This window comes from Ensifer adhaerens, from assembly GCF_020035535.1.
GTDB lineage: Bacteria > Pseudomonadota > Alphaproteobacteria > Rhizobiales > Rhizobiaceae > Ensifer.
In genome coordinates this window covers 1,883,719-1,900,270 of sequence record NZ_CP083350.1, presented here as the reverse complement: position 1 = coordinate 1,900,270, position 16,552 = coordinate 1,883,719, and the positions used below count along the sequence as shown (strand labels likewise).

General features: G+C 63.6%; 15 protein-coding genes. 5 read left to right on the top strand and 10 right to left on the bottom strand.

The genetic code is table 11. The features are described 5' to 3' along the window. Positions 1-35 precede the first annotated feature (35 nt). Both LAC81_RS28955 and LAC81_RS28950 read left to right on the top strand, forming a co-directional pair. Positions 36-1,064 carry an LLM class flavin-dependent oxidoreductase gene (locus LAC81_RS28955; protein ID WP_223728120.1) on the top strand — a complete coding sequence of 343 codons (1,029 nt, stop codon included), beginning with the start codon at positions 36-38 and terminating at the stop codon, positions 1,062-1,064. A gap of 144 nt (positions 1,065-1,208) precedes the next feature. After that, positions 1,209-2,939, top strand: coding sequence for an adenylate/guanylate cyclase domain-containing protein (locus LAC81_RS28950; RefSeq protein ID WP_223728119.1), 1,731 nt, complete (start codon positions 1,209-1,211; stop codon positions 2,937-2,939). A gap of 101 nt (positions 2,940-3,040) precedes the next feature. On the opposite strand, the gene LAC81_RS28945 is transcribed toward LAC81_RS28950, so the two are convergent. The 5 genes from LAC81_RS28945 to LAC81_RS28925 all read right to left on the bottom strand — a co-directional run bounded on the left by LAC81_RS28945 (position 3,041) and on the right by LAC81_RS28925 (position 7,540). After that, positions 3,041-3,415, bottom strand: coding sequence for a hypothetical protein (locus tag LAC81_RS28945; protein ID WP_223728118.1), 375 nt, complete (start codon positions 3,413-3,415; stop codon positions 3,041-3,043). Between the two features lie 97 nt (positions 3,416-3,512). Next, entirely contained in the window at positions 3,513-4,283 is a 771-nt protein-coding gene (locus tag LAC81_RS28940) for an ABC transporter ATP-binding protein (RefSeq protein WP_223728117.1), read from the bottom strand. A 9-nt stretch (positions 4,284-4,292) separates the two neighbouring features. Beyond that, positions 4,293-5,276: an ABC transporter substrate-binding protein gene (locus LAC81_RS28935; protein WP_223728116.1), complete on the bottom strand. Its 984-nt coding sequence runs from the start codon at positions 5,274-5,276 to the stop codon at positions 4,293-4,295. Positions 5,277-5,314: 38 nt separating this feature from the next. Beyond that, positions 5,315-6,178, bottom strand: coding sequence for an ABC transporter permease (locus LAC81_RS28930; protein ID WP_223728115.1), 864 nt, complete (start codon positions 6,176-6,178; stop codon positions 5,315-5,317). Between the two features lie 9 nt (positions 6,179-6,187). Further along, positions 6,188-7,540, bottom strand: coding sequence for an LLM class flavin-dependent oxidoreductase (locus LAC81_RS28925; protein WP_223728114.1), 1,353 nt, complete (start codon positions 7,538-7,540; stop codon positions 6,188-6,190). Between the two features lie 551 nt (positions 7,541-8,091). On the opposite strand from LAC81_RS28925, the gene LAC81_RS28920 reads away from it, so the two are divergent. The 3 genes from LAC81_RS28920 to LAC81_RS28910 all read left to right on the top strand — a co-directional run bounded on the left by LAC81_RS28920 (position 8,092) and on the right by LAC81_RS28910 (position 10,813). Beyond that, entirely contained in the window at positions 8,092-9,453 is a 1,362-nt protein-coding gene (locus tag LAC81_RS28920; protein WP_223728113.1) for a dicarboxylate/amino acid:cation symporter, read from the top strand. A gap of 80 nt (positions 9,454-9,533) precedes the next feature. Then, complete coding sequence (locus LAC81_RS28915; RefSeq protein WP_223728112.1) at positions 9,534-10,061, top strand: SRPBCC family protein; 528 nt, start codon at positions 9,534-9,536, stop codon at positions 10,059-10,061. A gap of 56 nt (positions 10,062-10,117) precedes the next feature. Next, entirely contained in the window at positions 10,118-10,813 is a 696-nt protein-coding gene (locus tag LAC81_RS28910) for an MDR family NADP-dependent oxidoreductase (RefSeq protein ID WP_223728111.1), read from the top strand. A 168-nt stretch (positions 10,814-10,981) separates the two neighbouring features. On the opposite strand, the gene LAC81_RS28905 is transcribed toward LAC81_RS28910, so the two are convergent. The 5 genes from LAC81_RS28905 to LAC81_RS28885 are packed head-to-tail and all read right to left on the bottom strand — an operon-like array spanning position 10,982 to position 16,404. Beyond that, positions 10,982-11,998, bottom strand: coding sequence for an ABC transporter ATP-binding protein (locus LAC81_RS28905; protein WP_223728110.1), 1,017 nt, complete (start codon positions 11,996-11,998; stop codon positions 10,982-10,984). Then, positions 11,995-12,990 (bottom strand): ABC transporter ATP-binding protein, encoded by a 996-nt coding sequence (locus tag LAC81_RS28900; RefSeq protein WP_223728109.1) that lies wholly within the window; start codon positions 12,988-12,990, stop codon positions 11,995-11,997. The genes LAC81_RS28905 and LAC81_RS28900 overlap by 4 nt, the downstream gene beginning before the upstream one ends. Beyond that, positions 12,983-13,891 carry an ABC transporter permease gene (locus tag LAC81_RS28895; protein WP_223728108.1) on the bottom strand — a complete coding sequence of 303 codons (909 nt, stop codon included), beginning with the start codon at positions 13,889-13,891 and terminating at the stop codon, positions 12,983-12,985. The genes LAC81_RS28900 and LAC81_RS28895 overlap by 8 nt, the downstream gene beginning before the upstream one ends. Beyond that, positions 13,882-14,817 carry an ABC transporter permease gene (locus tag LAC81_RS28890; RefSeq protein WP_223728107.1) on the bottom strand — a complete coding sequence of 312 codons (936 nt, stop codon included), beginning with the start codon at positions 14,815-14,817 and terminating at the stop codon, positions 13,882-13,884. Before LAC81_RS28890 ends, LAC81_RS28895 begins: the two co-directional genes overlap by 10 nt. Positions 14,818-14,826: 9 nt before the next feature. After that, the gene (locus LAC81_RS28885; protein WP_223728106.1) at positions 14,827-16,404 is read right to left on the bottom strand and encodes a nickel ABC transporter substrate-binding protein; all 1,578 of its coding nucleotides are present in this window, start codon (positions 16,402-16,404) and stop codon (positions 14,827-14,829) included. Positions 16,405-16,552: the final 148 nt, after the last annotated feature.

Genomic DNA, 16,552 nt, shown 5'->3' with positions numbered 1-16,552 from the left:
GAAGCGGTCGGTTTCATTCTACAGGCGGCACGACCATGAAGAAGATCGGTTTTCTTTCCTTCGGACACTGGACGCCCTCGCCCCAGTCACAGACGCGATCGGCGGCCGACGCCCTGCTGCAGTCGATCGATCTTGCGGTCGCGGCCGAAGAACTCGGTGCGGACGGCGCCTATTTCCGGGTCCATCACTTCGCCCGCCAGCTCGCTTCGCCCTTCCCGCTCCTGGCAGCCGTCGGCGCCAAGACCAGCCGGATCGAGATCGGCACCGCCGTCATCGACATGCGCTACGAAAACCCGCTCTACATGGTCGAAGACGCCGGTGCCGCCGATATCATCGCCGGTGGACGCCTGCAGCTCGGCATCAGCCGCGGCTCGCCGGAACAGGTGATCGATGGCTGGCGCCATTTCGGTTACCAGCCGGGCGAAGGCGAGACTGAAAGCGACATGGCGAGACGCCACGCGGAAGTGCTGCTTGACGTGCTGCGCGGCGAAGGCTTTGCTGCGCCCAACCCGCGACCGATGTTCCCCAACCCGCCTGGCCTGCTGCGGATCGAGCCGCATTCCGACGGCCTGAGAGAGCGCATCTGGTGGGGCGCCAGCTCCAACGCCACTGCTGTCTGGGCCGCCAAACTCGGCATGAACCTGCAAAGTTCGACGCTGAAGGACGATGAGACCGGCCTGCCGTTCCATGTCCAGCAGGCCGACCAGATCCGGGCCTACCGGGAAGCATGGAAGGCGGCGGGTCACACGCGCGAGCCACGCGTCTCTGTCAGCCGCAGCATCTTCGCGCTGGTGGACGAGCGCGACCGCGCCTATTTCGGGGGCGGCAATCAGCACGAGGACAAGATCGGCTTCATCGACGACAAGACGCGGGCGATCTTCGGCCGCAGCTACGCCGCCGAACCTGATGTCCTTATCAGGCAACTGGCCGAGGACGAGGCGATCGCCGAAGCCGACACGCTGCTCCTGACCGTCCCGAACCAGCTGGGCGTCGACTACAACGCCCATGTGATCGAGGCGATCCTGCAGCACGTGGCGCCGGCGCTTGGCTGGCGCCAAGGCTGAAAGCCGGCCGTGGCGGAAGCAGGCGGGATTGTCACCGTCTCGGCGCGCCGTTAGCCGCCGAACTGGACCATAAGCATTCCCTCATAGACATTTCCGGCGGACGTCCTACAATCCCGCGTACCCCTTTCTGCGGAAGCGCGCGATATGGCTGAAGAACGCGCTCAACGGCGTCTCGCCGCCATTGTGGCTGCCGATGTCGTCGGTTACAGCCGCCTCGTCGAACTGGACGAAGGCGGTACGCTTGCGACGTTGAAGGAACGCCGCAAGCAGATTCTCGATCCCCTTGTCCGAGAGCACAAAGGCCGCATCGTCAAGACGATGGGCGATGGGGTGCTGGTGGAGTTTGCCAGCGCAGTGAATGCGGTCACCTGTGCGATCGACATTCAGAAGGGTATGGCAGCGGCCAATCAGGGCCTTGCCGACGACCGCCGAATTCTCCTGCGCATCGGTATCAATCTCGGCGATGTCGTCGTCGAAAGCGGCGATCTCTACGGCGACGGCGTCATTGTCGCCGTGCGGCTCCAGACCATGGCCGGCCCCGGCGAAATCTACGTCTCCGGCAACATCTACGATCAGGTCAGGAAGCGCCTCTTTTGCGATTTCGACGCGCTTGGCCCGCAAGCGATCAAGAACATCGTCGAGCCGGTCAACCTCTATCGCATCGGCATCGCAACCCTCGGCCAAGGCGGCGGCGCCAGGGCGCCCCTGCCGCTGCCGATCAAGCCGTCCATCGCGGTCCTTCCCTTCACCAATATGAGCAACGAGCCGGAGCAGGAGGTCTTCGTCGACGGCCTGACCGAAGACCTGATCACCGACCTTTCCCGGGCCGGCGGGTTGTTCGTCATCGCCAGCAATTCGGTCTTTGCCTACAAGGGCCGGCATGAGGATGTGCGGCGGATCGCGCGCGAACTCGGCGTTCGATACGTGCTGGAAGGCAGTGCCCGACAGGCGGCCGGCCGGGTTCGCATCAACGCCCAGCTGATCGATGCCTTGCATGGCGATCACCTCTGGGCGGAAAGGTTCGACCGCAGCCTGGAGGACATCTTCGCCGTTCAGGACGAGGTAACGAGCAGGATCGTCGAAGCCCTGGTCGGACGACTAACCGACGCGCCTGCCCGCAACCGCCCATCAAACCTGAAGGCCTACGACTATTGCGTCCGGGCGCGCTCGCTCGGGCTGCAGACGGCGGGTGCCGCACGAGAGGCGGTCTTTCTTGCCGAGCGGGCGCTGGCACTCGACCCGGACTACGCCGAGGCGCATCGGCTCCTGGCCCTGAACCTGTGGCTAAGCTGGGAATTTTGGGACCAGCCGGTCGTACCCTATCGGCTACGCGCTGTCAGCGAGGCGCAGAAGGCAGTGGCGCTCGATCCCAACGACGCCGGGAACCGCTGGGTCCTCGGCATCATCCTGGGGCACGAGTGCCGCTGGGAAGAGTCCGACGCCGAATTCGACCTGGCCCTGACGCTCGATCCGAACCACGCCGATGCCTGGGCGATGCGCGCCGACCTCATCGTTCTTGGTGGCCGACCGGCCCAGGCGATAGATCATGTTCACAAGGCGCTGCGGCTCAACCCGCATCCGCCGGGCTGGTACTACTGGATGCTTGGGCAGGCTCAATATGCCACTTGCGACTATGAGGCGGCGGTGCAGACCTTGCGTCACCCGGAGACCTACCGGGCGACGTCCCGCCGGCTGCTTGCTGCCAGCCTGGCGAGGCTCGGCCGCCTGGATGAAGCCCGCACCGAAGCGCAATTGTTCCTGATGAACAACCCCAACTTCACGATCGCCCAGTGGGCCGCATCGCAGCCGTTCCGGGACGAGAAGATGCTGCAGCACTTCGTGGAAGGCTACCGCCTGCTGGATCTGCCGGAATAGGCGATGCTCCAGGCAGACGTGCGTAACGACAGGGGGGACGCGTGGAAACCTCATCCCACGCGTCTGCTTCAGCACTGTCGATTGGATCCGCGGCAACGGGCTTAGGGAACCTGTGGCGGATGCGCGACGCCGAGGTAGTAGTCGCCCTCGCCGCCACTCTGATACTCACCCGTGTAGCGCTGGCGGGCGTCGCCCAAGGTGCGGGCCGGCGGGCGATAGACGTAACCGGGCGCTGGTTCGACATAGATGCTGCCGGTCGGCATCGGATCGACATAAACCTGCGGCTGAACAGGCTCGACATAGACCGGGCCGGGCGCGGGTTCGACATAGTAGGGTTGCCCATAGAGAACCCTGTTCTGGGTGCCCGGCGGATTGTGCGGGTCGATACCGGTGTAGAAACCGTTGGCCATCGCCGGTGCTGCCGCGCCAAAGGCGAAGACGATTGCGGCGAATGACATTCCCTTCGAAAGCTTCATGGCGTTGCTCCTGTCTCGGCTCGGCATCCGGCCCATCCTGTCGAATGCTGCCATCGAGAGATAAACGCCTGATCGCTGCAACCGTTCCGCCGAAGCCTCAGTGCAGACCGAAGAGGTTGAGCAGTTCCTCGCGATGGCGGACGAATTCGGGCGCGCTGCGATCGCGTGGGCGCGGCAGGTCGATCTCGATCAGCCTTGGTTCACCGCCCTTCTCGCGTGGCAGGATCAGGATACGGTCGGCGAGGTAGATCGCTTCCTCGAGATCGTGGGTGACGAGCACCGTCGTCACATCCTCATCCCGCCAGATCCGCGCCAATTCCTGCTGCATACTGATCTTGGTCATCGCGTCGAGCGCGCCCAGCGGCTCGTCGAGAAGCAGGATTTCGGGCTGGACCGCGAGCGCCCGGGCAATGCCGACGCGCTGCGCCATGCCGCCGGAGAGTTGCCGCGGATAGGCGCTCTCGAACTGCTGCAGGCCGACGAGTTGTACATAGCGTCGTGCCCGGTCCCGCGCTTCGCCGCGGGGGAGCCCCTGCGTCTCCAGTCCAAAGCCCACGTTGTCGAGCACCGTCAGCCAGGGCAGCAGCCGCGGCTCCTGGAAGATGACCGCACGGTCGGTGCCGACGCCTCTCGTCAACTTGCCGTCGATCAGCACCTCTCCCGCATCCGGATCCTCGAGCCCCGCCAGCACCCGCAACAGCGTCGTCTTGCCCGAGCCGCTGGCGCCGACGATGGCGAGCGTCTCACCGGACCGGATGTTGAGGTTGATGTCTCTGAGAACGGGCAACGGCGTGCCGTTCAGGCGGTAGGATTTGGAGAGATGGCGGATCGCCACCTCTCCACGACGAAGGTTCGGGGAAACGCTCATGGCCGGTCCTCAGTTGCTGACCGACAGGCCGTCGACGGCAAAGAGCACGTCCTTCGGCGTCAACTGGCCTTCCTTGAGCTTGCCTTCACGCACCAGAACGTCGATCCAGAACTGAAGGTCGCGCTCGACCGGAAGACCACCCACCCGCACCCCGTAGCCGCGGAAGTACTGGGCGATCTCAGGATTTTCGCCGCGCGCCTGCAATGCCTTGGCCAGGATCTTCTTGGTTTCTTCGGGATGTTCACGCGCGTAGTCGAGCGCGCGGGCCGACTGCAGGACGAAGGTCTTGGCGGCATCGGGATGCGCCTTGACGAAATCCCGGCGAAGCACCACGAATCCGCCGGCGATTTCCCCGAGCACGTCGGTATCGTCGAAGATCGCACGCAGGCCGCCGTTCTTGCGCGCCGCGCCCTCGAAGGTCGTCTGCCAATAGCCGAAAGCGGAAATATCCACCTGGCCGGAACGCAGCACCTGCTCGAGCTGCGGACCGGGGACGACCACCTGGTTGGCAGCGTCCGTCGGCAGGCCGACCGAATGCAACGCTTCGCGGATCGTGTAATCGAGATGCGCGCCGAGCGTGTTGACAGCAATGCTCTTGCCGGCGATGTCCTTGATGCTCTTGATCGGGCTGTCTTCCAGCACGTAGAAGATCGACTGCACCTCGTTATTGATGCCGTTCGAAGGATAGGCGGCGACGAACTCATTGCCGCTGATGATGGAGTTCAGCACGGCGGAGGTGGCCGCACTGCCGATCTCGACATCGCCGGAAGCAAGCGCGATCAGCGAGGCCGGGCCGCCTATCGCGTAGCCGATGTTCTCGATGGTGATCCCGGTCCCATCGAAATAGCCGAGCTCCTGGGCGAGTTCATGAGCCGACAGGCCGCCCTGGCTCGCAAGGTAGCGCAGCTTCACTTCGTCAGCGGCCGCCGCCGGTGCGGCTAGGCCGAGGGTGATTGCGGCGGACAGAAGAAGATTGCGGGGGTGGAAAGTCATCGCGTTATCCTTTCGCAGATGAGAATGGGAGGTGACGATCAGGCGTTGGGCTGCGACCAACGGCAAAGGTTGCGCTGGAGCAGAACGAGCAGCGCGTTGGCGGCGAGCCCAAGCAGGGCGAGCAGCAGGATTGCGGCGAACATCAGCGGGATCTGGAAATTGTACTGCGCATTCATGACCTGGAACCCGATGCCCTTGTTCGCGCCGATCATCTCGGCAGCGATCAGCAGCAAAAGGGCCGTGGTGGCCGAAAGGCGCAAGCCGACGAAGATCGCCGGCACCGAGGCGGGCAGCACTACCCGGCGGAAGACGGTGAGCGGTCCGGCGCCATAGGTCCGGGCCATCTCGATCAGCTTCCTGTCGACCTCCTTGACGCCACCGATGGTGGACAGCAGGAGCGGAAACAGCGTCGCCCAGAAGATCACGAAGACCTTTGAAGTCTCGCCGAGGCCGAGCAGCAGGATGAAGACCGGATAGAGCGCCAGGGCCGACGTCTGGCGGAAGAGCTGCAGGATGGGATCGAGCGCCTGTTCGACCAGCCGCACCTGGCCCATGAACAGGCCGAGCGGGATGCCGACGACAACGGCTGCCGCAAAGGCGATCCCCGATCGCTGCAGGCTGATGGCGATATCGTCCAGCAGCGCGCCACTGGCAAGAGCACCCCAGAGCGCCGACAGGATCACATCGAGGGGTGGAAAGACCGCCGGGTTGACCCAGCCCAGCGTGCTGGAAAGCTGCCAGAAGGCGAGAAAGCCGAGCACCACGCCATAGCGCGCCACGATCGACCCAAACAGGGCGCGCCAGCGGGAAACGATGGCCCGGAGAGCAGTGGGGGTCTGCCCCTCGGCACGGCCAAGTCCAAAACTTGCGGCAAGCGATGTGTTGACGTGTTCATAGGACATGATCGTACCTCATTCTGCTGCCTGAACGGCCGATCGCGCGGCGGCCCAGCGGTTGACAGGAACGGGCAGGCCGAGGTTTTCGCGGAGTGTCCGGCCCTCGTATGCCGTGCGGAAAATCCCGCGGCGCTGCAGTTCCGGGATCACCAGCTCGACAAAGTCGTCAAGCGCGGTCGGGAACCAGGGCGGCAGGATGTTGAAGCCATCGGCCGCTTCGTTTTCGAACCACTCCTGCAGGGTATCGGCGATCTGTTCGGCCGAGCCGACAATCGTGTAGTGGCCACGCGCCGATGCAATCCATTGATAAAGCTGGCGAATGCTGAAGTTGTTCTCGTCGGCGATCTGGCGGATCAGCGCCTGGCGGCTTTTCATGCCCTCGGTCGGCGGCGCCGGCGGCAGCGGCCCATCGAGATCGTAGCCATGAAGATCGAGCGTCCCGCCGGTCAGGCCATTGAGCAGTCCGATGCCGTCTTCTTCGACGATGAGCGAGGTCAGGCGTTCGTACTTCTCGCGCGCCTCGGCCTCCGTCCGGCCGACGAACGGAGAGACGCCCGGCATGACCAGGATATGGTCCGGGTTGCGACCAAGACCGCGGGCGCGGGCCTTGATGTCACGGTAGAATTCCTGCGCCGTCTCGATATGCTGGTGCGCGGTGAAGATTACCTCCGCGGTCGCCGCGGCCAGCCCGCGTCCGTCATCGGACTGGCCGGCCTGCACGATGACAGGGTAGCCCTGTGGCGAGCGCGAGATGTTGAGCGGGCCGCGGACCTTGAAATGATCGCCGCGGTGATCCGTGTCGTGCAGCTTCGCCGGGTCGAAGAAGACACCCGTTTCCTTGTCGCGGATGAAGGTGTCGTCCTCGAAACTGTCCCAGAGCTTCTTGACGACGTCCACATGTTCGGCTGCACGGCGGTAGCGCTCCGCATGCGGAAGCTGCGTATCGCGATTGAAGTTCTGCGCCGTCGGATCGCCCGTTGTCGTCACCACGTTCCAGCCGGCGCGGCCACCGGAAATGAGATCAAGCGACGCGAATTTGCGCGCGGTGGTGTAGGGCTCCTCATAGGTCGTCGACGAGGTGGCAATGAAGCCGAGATGGGTGGTAAGCGGCGCCAGTGCCGAGAACAGCGTCACCGGCTCGAAGCCCGCCACGCGGGCATTGCCGCCTTCACGCGCGCCGCCAAAGCCGATCGCCAGCCCGTCGGCGAGAAAATACGCATCGAACAGGCCGCGTTCGGCCGTCAGCGCCAGCTGCCTGTGAAATTCGAAACTGGTCGCCCCGTCGGCGGGTTGGTCGGGGTGGCGCCAGGCGGCGATATGCTGTCCGCCACCGGGAAGAAATGCTCCAAGCCGGATCTTGCGTGTCATCTCAATCCTCTCCTCTTCTCGCTGCAAACTCATGGGGCCAAACGCCCCGACCCTGGCGATGAAGGGCTGTCTGCGGCCAGACCCAACACCTCGTTGCCATACAGACAAGGTACATTATCCATAATGTTTATAGAGAACTAGTATTTCGTAAGCGCCCGAGACAAGTGAAATGATTTTCGACGCAAACCCAGAAAGCGGGATCAGTCGCCGCATGCCTGGAAGCGAAGGCTTGTAAGAAAGGGGATGCGGCGAAAGTTTTGCAGGAGCGGACCCGACGGGTTGAGCTATTCGGCAGCTCTCCATCGCTACTCCCGCCACCCAGGCGAACGCGCAAAGTCGACGCCGCATGCGTCGCTTCGGCCGAAGCACAGCCTCTCCGTGAGATCCGAGTAGTCGTCGGGCACAATCGCGTCGGGGAAATTATTCCACTCTGAGTGGTTTTCGAGCCAAAGGGTTTCTTATCCCGAAGCAGGCACTCGACTATTTCTTGGGCACTTGCGGCGACCGTTGCCTAAAAATGCGGCCGCCGCCGTTCAATGAGAGTGCAAGACGTGTCCCAAGCAACCACCAAATCCTCACAGAAGCCGATTTTCGCCTCCTTCGGCTTTCAGGTCCTGGCAGCCATGGTCATCGGCCTGCTGCTCGGCCTCATCGCCCGCAACATGGGCGCCGACGCAGCCGGCAATGCCAACTGGTTGACCGTTACCCTGCAGACGATCGGCTCGATCTTCGTCCAGCTTCTGCGCGCACTCGTGCCGCCGCTCGTCTTTACCGCGATCGTCGCCTCGATCGCCAATCTGGCGACGCTGCAGAATGCCGCCAAACTCGTCTGGCAGACGCTTCTCTGGTTCGCGATCACCTCGCTGGTCGCCGTCGTCATCGGGATCGCACTCGGCCTCATCCTCCAGCCAGGCGTGGGCTCGGCCGTTTCGCAAGAGGCTGCGAAGGCGCCTTCCCATTCCGGTTCATGGCTCGATTTCCTCAAGGGCTTGGTGCCCGCCAACATGCTCGGGCTCGAAGCCAGCACCAAGGTCGCCGATACCGGCGCCACCACCTCGCTCAACTTCAATGTATTGCAGATCCTCGTCGTTTCGATCGCCGTCGGCGCCGCTGCGCTCAAGGTCGGTGACGCCGCCAAGCCGTTCCTCGCCTTCAACCAGTCGTTGCTTGCGATCGTGCGCAAGATCCTCTGGTGGGTCATCCGCCTGACGCCGATCGGCACCATCGGCTTGCTCGGCCGTGCCGTCGCCCAATATGGCTGGGAAACGTTGGCGCAGCTCGGCTGGTATGCCGCCGCCGTCTATATCGGCCTCGCGATCGTGCTCTTCGTCGTCTATCCGGCGCTGCTCGTCGGCCACGGCCTGAAGCCCTCGCGTTTCTTTGCCGGCGCCTGGCCGGCAATCCAGCTCGCCTTCGTCTCGCGCTCCTCCGTCGGCACCCTGCCCGTTACCGAAACCGTGACCGAAAAGAGCCTCGGCGTTCCGCGCGAATATGCCGCCTTCGCCGTGCCGCTCGGCGCGACCACCAAGATGGACGGCTGCGCCGCGATCTACCCGGCAATCTCGGCAATCTTCATCGCGCAATTCTTCGGCCTGCCGCTCGGCGTCCAGGAATATGTGCTGATCGTCTTCGTCTCGGTGCTCGGCTCTGCCGCCACCGCGGGCCTCACTGGCGCGACCGTCATGCTGACGCTGACGCTTTCGACGCTCGGGCTGCCGCTCGAAGGTGTGGGCCTGCTGCTCGCCATCGACCCGATCCTCGACATGGGCCGCACGGCAGTCAACGTCGCCGGCCAGGCGCTGGTACCGACGATCGTCGCCAAGCGCGAGGGCATTCTCGACGAGACCGTCTACAACGGCGACAAGGTCCTCGACGACATCGAGCCGCTCGCCGCCGCAGCACGGGCTGCTTAGCGGCCTGGAACAAAGCATGCGGGCCGCGAGGTCCGCATGCCGTGTTATACTTCAGGCATCTGCCTGCTGAGGGATCGGCGATGTCGTCGACCAATTTTCATCTTGTCACCGAATGGACGGTCGACGCCTCTCTCGAGGATGTGTGGCGAGAACTCGCAACGGCCGAGCGCTGGCCCGAATGGTGGCCGTCGGTGAAACAGGTCACGCGACTGCGGGAGGGCGACGAGCGCGGCGTCGGCGCCGTGCGTCGCATGCGCTGGTCGACGGCACTGCCCTACGAACTGGTCTTCGATATGGAGACCGTCAAGGTCGAACCGCCTTTGCTCATCGAAGGCAAGGCTATCGGCGAACTCGACGGCATCGGCCGCTGGACGTTGCAAGGCAACGGTGCCAGCTGTCACATTCGGTACGATTGGATCGTTGAGGTCACGAAACCCTGGATGGTCCGCCTTTCCTTCATTCTCAGACCGGTCTTCCGCTGGAACCACGGGGTCGTCATGGAGCGAGGCCGCCGCGGTCTCGTGGATCGGCTGGCCCAGATCCAATTCGGAGCATCCCGTCTCGAGGACGAGGCCCATGCAGGCGGCGCGAATGGAGGTTGCCCTTGAGACCCTCGATGCCGAGCTCGGCGACGCCGTCGTACATTTCGTCGGGTGGAGAGACTATGCGGTCATCGATGCAGCGACGGCACGCAGGATCGAGCCGGGCCTTCCCTCTCAGGCCTATCTCGGCGGCTCTCGGCTTTCCCGGCCTCACCGCCTATGTGGGGCTGACGCGGATCGCCAATGCCGCGCCTGGCGAAACCATATTCGTCTCGGCCGCCAGCGGCGCCGTCGGCAGCATCGTCGCCCAGATCGCCAAGCTCAACGGCCTGCGGGTGATCGCCTCGGCCGACACGTCGGACAAGGCCACCTGGCTCAGAAGCGAGATCGGCGCCGACGCCGTCATCAACTATCGCGAGACGTCCGATCTGACCGAAGCGCTCGCGGCCGCAGCACCTGACGGCATCGACATCTACTTCGACAATGTCGGCGGAGACCATCTCGAAGCGGCGCTCGCGCTTGCCAACGACCACGCCCGCTTCGTACTTTGCGGCATGATCACCGGCTACAATTCCGGCGGCGCCGCCGGTCCGCGCAACATCTTCCAAGCGATCGAGAAGCGCATCCGCCTGCAGGGGCTGATCGTTTCCGATCATGTCGACCTCATCCCGGAGTTCGATCGCAAGATGAGCGCCTGGATCAAGGAACGGAAGATCCATCTGCGCGAGACCGTCGTCGACGGGCTGGAGAACGCGCCCGATGCCTTCGTCGGCCTGTTCAAGGGCGCCAACACCGGCAAGATGCTCGTTCGCCTCTGACACCGGCGCGCCCGGGCGGCCCATCGGCTGCCCCGAGCAACGCCTCGATCCGCGAAAAAAAGTGCCCCGCGCGAGGGCGGGGCAAGCGCGCATCCCCAGCTTAAAGGATGCGAGGGAACTCTGTAGCACCGCCGGCCTCTGGAGGCATCGACGAGCGTCGCATAGGCTCTATGCCGGCGAGACCTCCTGCTGAAGGAGAGCCGAGCGCTTGCCGCGATGAAGGTCGGCAGCGAAGCTGCAGGCCGCCGTATGACCCGGCGAAAGCACCCGCGATGGCGGCATCGCCTTGGCGCAATCGTCGACGGCAAGCGGGCAGCGGGTTCGGAACCGGCAGCCGGAGGGTGGATTTGTTGGGCTCGGAACCTCACCGATCATCAGCGGTCCCCTGCGGTTCTTTTCGATCCGCGGATCCACCTCGGGCGCCGACGCCAGCAGCATCTGCGAATAGGGGTGGCTCGGGCGGTCGTAAAGTTCGCGCGACGAGCCATGTTCGACGATCCTGCCGAGATACATGACATAGACTCGCGACGCAGCCTGTCTGACCAGCGCCAGGTCATGGGCGATGAACAGGCACGCGACGCCGAGATCCTTCTGCAGCCGCAGGAAGAGGTTCATCACCTGCGCGCGGATCGAAAGATCGAGCGCGCTCACGGGTTCGTCGCAGATCAGCACCCGCGGATTTACCGCGAGCGATCTGGCGATTGCCACGCGCTGACGCTGCCCGCCCGAAAGCTCGCGCGTGTGGCGGTCCCTGACCACAGAGGCGAGGCCGACCTGATCCAGCAGTTCCTTCGTGCGACGATCGCGCTCCTCCGGCGACCGTGTGCCGGCAATCACCAGTGCTTCGTCGATCGCCTCGCCCACGGTCTGGCGGTCGTTCAAGGACGAATAGGGATCCTGGAAGACGTATTGCAGCGCCCGACGGCTGTCACGCAGCGCTGCGCCGGAGAGAGCGCTGAGGTCGACGCCGTCGAGCAGCACGCGGCCGCTGCTCGCCTTCTCGAGCCCGACGATGGTGCGCCCAAGGGTCGACTTGCCGCAGCCGGATTCCCCGACGAGACCGACGATCTCGCCCGGATAGAGCTCGATCGAGACGTCGTCGACGGCATGTACATATTTGCCTCGCTGCACGCTCTTGAAGCGCGTCTGCAGGTTTTCGACTTTGAGAACGGGAGCCTGTGTCATGCGGCAGCCTTTCCTTGATTGACGACGGGGCAAGCCACGAGAACGGCGCTGTCATCCGACCGGACCAATGGCGGCCGGGCATTCCCGCATGCAGGGACGGCGAGCTCGCAGCGCGGCGCGAGGGCACAGCCCTTGATCGGCGCGCCGAGCGTCGGCGGAATGCCGGGAAGCCCCCGGAATTCCGATCCGATCGGGTCCTCTCGCCGCGGGATCGCGTTGATCAGGCCCCTGGTGTACGGGTGGCGCGGGCTGACAAGCACCTTGTCCACCGGACCGCATTCGGCAACACGCGCCGCATACATGACGACGATGTTGTCGGCAGCGCCCGCCACCACGCCCATGTCGTGGGTGATCAGTACCATCGCCATGTTCAGCCGACGCTGTACGTCTTTCAGCAGCCGCAAGATCTGCGCCTGAACCGTGACGTCAAGTGCGGTCGTCGGCTCGTCGGCGATCAGCAGCTTCGGTTCGCCGGCTAGCGCAATGGCAATGACAATGCGTTGCCGCAAGCCGCCGGAGAGCTCGTGGGGATACTGCCGAAGCCGTGCCACAGGGTCGGAGATGCCGACGAGCTTCACGAGTTCCAACGCGCGCGCTTCCGCGGCCCTGGGCGTCATGTCGAGATGCAATTCGGCCATTTCGGCAATCTGCCGGCCGATCCGGCGCACCGGGTTGAGCGCGCTCATCGGGTCCTGGAAGATGAAGCCGACGGACTTGCCGCGCAGCTTCTGGATCTCGGCCTCCGGCAGGCCGATCAGCTCCCGTCCTTCGAGCTTGACGGATCCCGAGAGCATCGTCGTCACGCCGGTTGGCATCAGGCCGAGCGGCGCGAAGTTCATCACCGTCTTGCCGCTGCCGCTTTCGCCGACAATGGCGAGACACTCGCCTTGCCGGACCGAGTAGCTGACCCCATCGACGGGACGAACTGCGGATTTCGCCGTCAGCAAGTTGACGGTCAGATTGCTGACTTCAAGGAGCGGTTGGTCATGCATCGGAATTCTCCTTGCTCCAGCTTGCGACCTCGGCGCGGCGCAGTGCCAGCATGCGCCGGGTCAGCGGCTTCGGAATACGGTTAAGCGCGATGGATTCGCCGAGCGTGTTGAATCCGATGACGGCTGCGGTGAGAGCGAGGCCCGGAAGCAGAACCTGGCGCGGGTCGGATTCGAGATAGGGCAGCGCATCGACGAGCATCTGCCCCCATTCCGGCGTCGGCGGCTGAATGCCGAGGCCAAGGAAGCTCAAGGTGGCGACGGCGAGCGCGGCCGTACCAGCATCCGCCGTCGCATAGACCATCACCGAACCGATGGTGCCCGGCAGAAGGTGGCCGAAATAGATCCGCCACGGGCTAGCGCCCAGCACCCGCAAGGCCTCGATATGCGGCTTGCTCATGATGCTGACGGCAACCGCCCGGCTGATACGGCCGCTCATCGGCCACCAGGCAAGCGCCAGCGCCAGCACCATCGTCCAGTAACCGGGGCCGACGATGCCGATGACGGCGAGCGAAATGATCAGGCTCGGGACGGACAGACCCACATCGACGACGCGCATCAGGAGGTCGTCCACCCAGCCTCGGTGATAACCCGCGATCGTTCCGAGCAGGATGCCGATAGTCATGGCAACGCCGAGAACCGAGCCGACGCTGACGAGCGAGGTGTTTGCCGCGATGATCAGCCGACTGAAAGTGTCGCGTCCAAGGTGGTCGGTCCCGAGCCAGTGCGCGGCAGAGGGGCCGAGACCGGCATCGAGCAGGTTCTGGGTGCTCGGGTCCTGGGGCGCCAACCACGGCGCAAAGGTTCCAAGCGCGAGGAATAGGCCGATGGTGATCAGTGCCGCGCGCGGCATCTTGTTCAATCGGGCCATGATGGGATTGAGCATGTTCATGATCAGCTCCATTGGCGGCGGATGCGCGGATCGGTCAGCAGCACTGCCAGATCGACGATCAGGTTCACCACGATGAAGAAGGTGAGGAAGATGAGCAGGCATGCCTGCACCACCATGAAATCGCGGAAGCGCACGCCGGCGAGGAAGTAGTCCCCCACGCCCTGCCAGGCGAAGAGCGGCTCGACGATGATCGCGGTTGCGGTCATCAATCCGACCTGGGTGCCGAGCGCATTGATGAAGAGCGGCGTGATATTGGGCAGTGCCTCGCGAAAGAGGATTGCGGTACGGCCAAGCCCCTTGCTCTTTGCCGTGAGAACGAACGGGCTTGTCATCGCCTCCTCCAGCCCCACCCGCACGACACGGCTGAGGACAGCGGCCGGCAGAACCGCCACGGTGAGCCATGGCAGGATCCAGCTCTCCGGCCCGTTGAAGCCGAACGACGGCAGGAGCTGGAAGGTAACGGAGAAAGCGTAGATCATCAGCGCGCCGACGAAGAACGTCGGGGTGGACGCGCCGAGGAGCGCCAGACCGCGCGAGACGCGGTCTGGCAATCTGTAGGGCCAAAAGGCTCCAAGGAATCCAAGAGCCAGGCTGATGAGAGTGGCGATCACCGCCGAGCCCGCAATCAGCGTACCGGTCACGAGCATCCGGTTCGCGAGATCCGCGCTGACGTCCTGTCCGGTTCTGTAGGAGATACCGAAATCTCCGCGAACCGCATCGCCAAGCCAATCCACGTAGCGCATCAGCAGTGGCTTGTTCAGTCCTATCTCTTCTTCAACTTGTTCAACGTAACCGGGTGTGGCGACGGCTCCCCGTAGCTCGGCAATCAGAACGGCAACATTACCGGGTGCCGATACGACGAGAGTGAAGCAAACCACGGATGCCATGAACAATAGGACCAGGGAGTGCTTCAGCCGCTTGCTGATGAAGTGGATCAAGATACCCTCCTAATCGTCCAGCAGAATGTTTTCGTAGGGCATGTCGTATTCGGTGACCGGGCTGGTAAAGCCGTGGACCCGCGTGGAATGCGCCCAAATGCTCGGCACGTAGACCAGCGGCGCAATCGCGTCGTTGTCTCTGAGCCAGTCGTAGACCTTCTGGATGGTCGGCTGGATCTGATCCCCGGTCGCAGCGGTCGCCGCGTTGATCAACGGATCGAGGTTGACCGGATCCGTGACCAGCTTGCCTTCGACGTCGTTCTTGAAGGTCGAAAGGCAAAGCGCCACGATCGAGCCGAACGGATCATAGGGCGCGCCATAGGTCAGGAAGAAGCCGAGATCGTACTTCTGCTCCAACATGTCGGTGTGCTTGGAGGCATGGTCGACGGAGCGGATGACGAGATCAATGCCGATTTCCTTCATCTCGGACTGGATGACTTCGGCGATCACACGTGATCCGGGCACCGCGTCCGGGCTGACGACGAGTTCGAGCGTCAGCGGCTTGCCGTTCTTGGACCTGATCGGGCTACCAGTCCAACCGGCCTTTTCGAGCAGCGCCGATGCGGCCGCGACATCGCGGACGGGAGCATCATATTGCGTCCCGGCATAGGGCAAGGCGCCCGAGAACATGTTGCCTGCGGGCTTAGCGTAACCATGGTAGAGCACCTTGGAGATCGCCGCGCGGTCGATGCCGATGCTGACGGCCTTCCGCACTTGCGAATCCTTGAGCGCCTCGGCGCGATCAGGATTGAACGCCAAGACCAGCGTGACGTTGCCGGGATCGACGACGACGTTTAAGCCCGCCCCCTCGAGCTGCTTACCCTCTTCCGGCGTCAGCGGCGCAATCCAGAAACCGCCGATCAGGTCGATTTCGCCGGCACGCAGCGCCGCGACTCGAGACCGAGCGTCGGGGATCACCTTGGCTTCAAGGCGTTCATAGGACGGTAGTTGACCCCAATAGCCTTCGTGGTGCTCGAAGACGCTCTGCGTGTCGTCCGCGCTGACCTGGCGCCAGGGACCTGTTCCGACCGGATCCTTGAACTTGCCGTCCACGCCAACCGACTTGGGCGAAAGGAAACGCGTCGGCCGCGTGTAGGAAAGTTCCTGCATCAGCGCGAGCACCGGCTCCTTGAAGTGCAGGGTGATGTTGTAATCGTCCACCACGTCCAGCGACTGGAAGTGCTTGGAGCAATTCATCCAGCTGAACTGGTCGAGCCCCATCCAGCGCTCAAGATTCCATTTGCAGGATGCGGCATCGAACTTGGTGCCGTCCTGGAACGTCACACCCTGGCGCAGCGTCAGATGCAACGTCTTGCCGCCGTCCTCGATCTTCCAGTCGGTCGCAAGGCACGGTTCGATCTGGCCGCCCTTGCCGTACTTCACGAGCGGCTCGAACATCAGGTCCTGGATTGCCCAGATGGCATAATGGCTCTGCGGATCGAGGTTGCCCGCCGGCTTGGCGATGGCAACCCTAAGCGTGCCGGCTGCGCCCTGTGCGTAGGCAATTTTCGAAAGGGCACCCTGTGCGATGGCCAAGCCGATAGCGCCGGCCGCCCCTTGCAGGAACGTACGTCTCTTCACTGACATGAGTTTTTTCCTCCGTTTGGGCGCTCCTCGCGCCGTCGATACAAGCGGCCTCCACACCGTTTTGTATAGACAAATAACTGTCTCATGTATGCAATCTTGCGTCAATATCGTATTTTAGATTGCAGACATTTTAGAGCAGGAGTGAAAA

Excerpts from the sequence above, each read along its gene's own strand:
- LAC81_RS28955 (WP_223728120.1), top strand. The coding sequence starts at position 36 with ATGAAGAAGATCGGTTTTCTTTCCTTCGGACACTGGACGCCCTCGCCC.
- LAC81_RS28950 (WP_223728119.1), top strand. The coding sequence starts at position 1,209 with ATGGCTGAAGAACGCGCTCAACGGCGTCTCGCCGCCATTGTGGCTGCC.
- LAC81_RS28945 (WP_223728118.1), bottom strand. The coding sequence starts at position 3,415 with ATGAAGCTTTCGAAGGGAATGTCATTCGCCGCAATCGTCTTCGCCTTT.
- LAC81_RS28940 (WP_223728117.1), bottom strand. The coding sequence starts at position 4,283 with ATGAGCGTTTCCCCGAACCTTCGTCGTGGAGAGGTGGCGATCCGCCAT.
- LAC81_RS28935 (WP_223728116.1), bottom strand. The coding sequence starts at position 5,276 with ATGACTTTCCACCCCCGCAATCTTCTTCTGTCCGCCGCAATCACCCTC.
- LAC81_RS28930 (WP_223728115.1), bottom strand. The coding sequence starts at position 6,178 with ATGTCCTATGAACACGTCAACACATCGCTTGCCGCAAGTTTTGGACTT.
- LAC81_RS28925 (WP_223728114.1), bottom strand. The coding sequence starts at position 7,540 with ATGACACGCAAGATCCGGCTTGGAGCATTTCTTCCCGGTGGCGGACAG.
- LAC81_RS28915 (WP_223728112.1), top strand. The coding sequence starts at position 9,534 with ATGTCGTCGACCAATTTTCATCTTGTCACCGAATGGACGGTCGACGCC.
- LAC81_RS28910 (WP_223728111.1), top strand. The coding sequence starts at position 10,118 with ATGCGGTCATCGATGCAGCGACGGCACGCAGGATCGAGCCGGGCCTTC.
- LAC81_RS28905 (WP_223728110.1), bottom strand. The coding sequence starts at position 11,998 with ATGACACAGGCTCCCGTTCTCAAAGTCGAAAACCTGCAGACGCGCTTC.
- LAC81_RS28900 (WP_223728109.1), bottom strand. The coding sequence starts at position 12,990 with ATGCATGACCAACCGCTCCTTGAAGTCAGCAATCTGACCGTCAACTTG.
- LAC81_RS28895 (WP_223728108.1), bottom strand. The coding sequence starts at position 13,891 with ATGGAGCTGATCATGAACATGCTCAATCCCATCATGGCCCGATTGAAC.
- LAC81_RS28885 (WP_223728106.1), bottom strand. The coding sequence starts at position 16,404 with ATGTCAGTGAAGAGACGTACGTTCCTGCAAGGGGCGGCCGGCGCTATC.